At 70.5% G+C, this 3,332-nt stretch carries 2 protein-coding genes and 1 pseudogene; 2 read left to right on the plus strand and 1 reads right to left on the minus strand.

Translation table 11 applies throughout. The annotated features are described in order from the left end of the window. Both ACTS11_RS10090 and murJ read left to right on the plus strand, forming a co-directional pair. Positions 1 to 1,541, plus strand: a 1,541-nt coding sequence (locus ACTS11_RS10090) for an HD domain-containing protein (RefSeq protein WP_442640187.1), incomplete at its 5' end; no start/stop codon positions are given. A gap of 65 nt (positions 1,542 to 1,606) precedes the next feature. Beyond that, the gene (gene murJ / locus ACTS11_RS10095) at positions 1,607 to 3,145 is read left to right on the plus strand and encodes a murein biosynthesis integral membrane protein MurJ (RefSeq protein WP_442640188.1); all 1,539 of its coding nucleotides are present in this window, start codon (positions 1,607 to 1,609) and stop codon (positions 3,143 to 3,145) included. On the opposite strand, the pseudogene ACTS11_RS10100 reads toward murJ, so the two are convergent. After that, positions 3,142 to 3,332, minus strand: a pseudogene (locus ACTS11_RS10100) (rhomboid family intramembrane serine protease); the annotation flags it as partial. The gene murJ and the pseudogene ACTS11_RS10100 overlap by 4 nt on opposite strands.

Consider the following 3,332-nt stretch of genomic DNA (forward strand, 5'->3'; position numbering starts at 1 on the left):
TCGAGGAGGCGCTGCGCACCGGCTACCTCCTGCACCCCGACGCCATGCGCGAGATCCAGGCCCGCATCCACACGATCGACGACGCCATGCGCCGCGACCCGGAGGCGGTGGGCATCTTCCTCGACCTGCTGCTCAAGCACGGCAACCCCGAGCGCGCGCTCCGCCGGATGAACGAACTCGGCGTCCTCGCGGCCTTCCTGCCCGAGTTCGGGCCGGTCGTGGCGATGATGCAGTTCAACATGTATCACAGCTACACGGTGGACGAGCACACGATCCAGGTGATCTCGACGCTCGCGCAGATCGAGCGCGAGGAGCTGATCGAGGAGCTTCCCGTCGCGAGCCGCATCCTCAAGGCCGGGGTGAACCGCAAGGTCCTCTATGTCGCCTGCCTCCTGCACGACATCGGCAAGGGCCGGAAGGAGGACCACTCCATCGTCGGCGCGCGGATCGCGCGGGCGGTCTGTCCGCGCCTGGGGCTGAAGCAGGCGGAATGCGACACGGTGGAATGGCTGGTGCGCTATCATCTCCTGATGTCCGACATGGCGCAGAAGCGCGACATCTCCGACCCCCGCACGGTGCGCGACTTCGCCAAGGCGGTGAAGACGCGCGAGCGGCTGGAGCTGCTGACGGTCCTCACCGTCTGCGACATCCGCGGCGTCGGACCGAACACCTGGAACAACTGGAAGGCGACGCTTCTGCGCGGCCTCTACCGGGCGACGGCGACCGCGCTCGAGACCGGGCTGGAGGACCTCAACCGCGAGAAGCTGGAGGGCGAGGGCAAGCGCGCGCTCCGCGAGGCGCTGGCCGACTGGCCCAAGTCCGACCTCAAGACCGAGATCGACCGCCACTACGGCCCCTACTGGCAGGGCCTCGACCTCGCCACGCAGGTCACCTTCGCCGAGATGCTGCGCGGTCTGAAGGACGACGAGATCCGCATCGACACGCGCCAGGACGAGGACCGGGACGCCACCCGCGTCTGCTTCGTCCTGGCCGACCATCCCGGCATCTTCTCGCGCCTCGCCGGCGCCCTCAGCCTCGTCGGCGCCAACGTGGTGGACGCGCGGACCTACACCTCGAAGGACGGCTTCGCCACCGCCGTCTTCTGGGTGCAGGACGCCGAGGGCAACCCCTACGAGGCCGCGCGCCTGCCGCGCCTCAAGGGCATGATCGGCAAGACGCTGAAGGGCGAGGTCATTGCCTCTAAGGCGCTCGAGGGCCGCGACAAGATCAAGAAGCGCGAGCGGCCCTTCGACGTGCCGACCAACATCACCTTCGACAACGACGGCTCGGAGATCTACACGATCATCGAGGTCGACACGCGCGACCGCCCCGGCCTCCTCTACGACCTGACCAAGACGCTGGCGGCCTCCAACATCTACATCGCCCACGCCGTCATCGCGACCTACGGCGCGCAGGTGGTGGACGTCTTCTACGTGAAGGACATGTTCGGCCTGAAGCTCTACACCAAGGCGCGGCAGGAGAACCTCGAGCGCAAGCTCCGGGACGCCATCGCCCGCGTCGCCGAACGGGCGGGCGCCTGAGCGTGGCCGCCGCCCGGCCGATCCGCCTCGTGACGGGCTTCGTCACGGTGGGGTTCTGGACGCTGATGAGCCGCGTCCTCGGCTTCGCGCGCGACATCCTGATCGCGGCCTATATCGGCGCGGGGCCGGTGGCGGAGGCCTTCCTCGTCGCCTTCTCGCTGCCGAACATGTTCCGCCGCTTCTTCGCCGAAGGCGCGTTCAACACCGCCTTCGTGCCGCTCTTCTCCAAGAAGCTCGAGGCGGGCGAGGACGCGCACGACTTCGCGCGCGACGCCTTTTCGGGGCTGGCCGCGATCCTCGTCGTTCTGACGGTCCTCGCCATCGTCTTCATGCCGGCGCTCGTGCTCGCCATGGCGGCGGGCTTCGCGGGGGACGTGCGCTTCGCGCTTGCCGTGGACTTCGGGCGGATCGCCTTCGCCTACATCCTCTTCATCTCGCTCGCGGCGCTCCTGTCGGGCGTGCTGAACGCCTCGGGCCGTTTCGCGGCGGCGGCGGCGGCGCCGCTCCTTCTCAACGTCGTCCTGATCGTCGCGCTCGTCGCGGCGGAGCGGGGGGCCTTCCCGAACGTCGCGGTGGACGTGGGCACGGTCGAGGGGGCCGAGGGCCTTCTCGTGCGGCACGGCACGCTCCTGACCTGGGGCGTGCTGGTGGCGGGCATCCTCCAGGTCGGCCTCGTCTGGATCGCGGCGGCGCGCGCGGGCTTCCGCCTCGTGCCGCGCCTGCCGCGCCTCACGCCCGACATGAAGCGCCTCGCCATCATCGCCGGGCCCGCCATGCTCGCGGGCGGGGTCGTGCAGATCAACCTCCTCGTCGGCCGCCAGGTCGGGAGCTTCTTCGAGGGGGCCATCGCCTGGCTCTCCTTCGCCGACCGGCTCTACCAGCTCCCCCTCGGCGTGGTCGGCATCGCGGTGGGCGTCGTGCTCCTGCCGGACCTCGCGCGGCGGCTCAGGGCGGGCGATGCCACGGGCGGGCGCGATGCGCTCTCCCGCGCGGGCGAGATCTCGATGGCGCTGACGATCCCGGCGGCCGTGGCCCTCGTGGTGATCCCGGTGCCCATCGTCTCCGTCCTCTTCGAGCGCGGCGCCTTCGGGGCGGACGACACGGCCGCGACCGCGCTCGCGCTCGCCGTCTACGGGGCGGGCCTCCCGGCCTTCGTCCTCCAGAAGGTACTCCAGCCGCTCTACTTCGCGCGCGAGGACACGCGGACGCCGTTCCGCTACGCCCTCGTCGCCATGGTGGTGAACGCGGTCGCGGCCGTCGGCTTCGCCTGGCTCCTCGGCTTCATCGGCGCGGCGCTCGGCACCACGCTCGCGGCCTGGACGATGGTGTGGCTCCTGCTGCGCGGACGGCGGGGCATGGGCGAGGAGGCGACCTTCGACGACCGTTTCCGCCGCCGCATCGGGCGCATCGTGCTCGCCTCGCTCCTGATGGGCGCGGGCCTCTGGATCGGAGTGCTCGTCTGGGGGCCGCTTCTCGGGCTGCCCGGCTGGCGCTACGTCGCGCTCGCCATCCTGATCTTCGGCGCGATCCTGGTCTACGGCCTCCTCGGCCAGCTTCTCGGAGCCTTCCGCCTGGGCGAGTTCCGCCGCGCGCTGAAGCGCTAGCGCTGGCGGAGCCGGTCGAGCGCGCGCCGCCAGCCGCCGGGGCTGACCACGAAGGACAGGAGGAACCCCGCGACGAAGCCCGAGAGATCGGCCACCACGATGCCGAAATCCCCCTGGATCACTCCGAAGAGAAGCTGGGTCGCCAGAAGCGCGCCGATCAGCCCGAAGGCCTGCATCCGGTTGCCGC

This window comes from Roseicyclus sp. (genome assembly GCF_052168335.1).
GTDB lineage: Bacteria > Pseudomonadota > Alphaproteobacteria > Rhodobacterales > Rhodobacteraceae > Roseibacterium.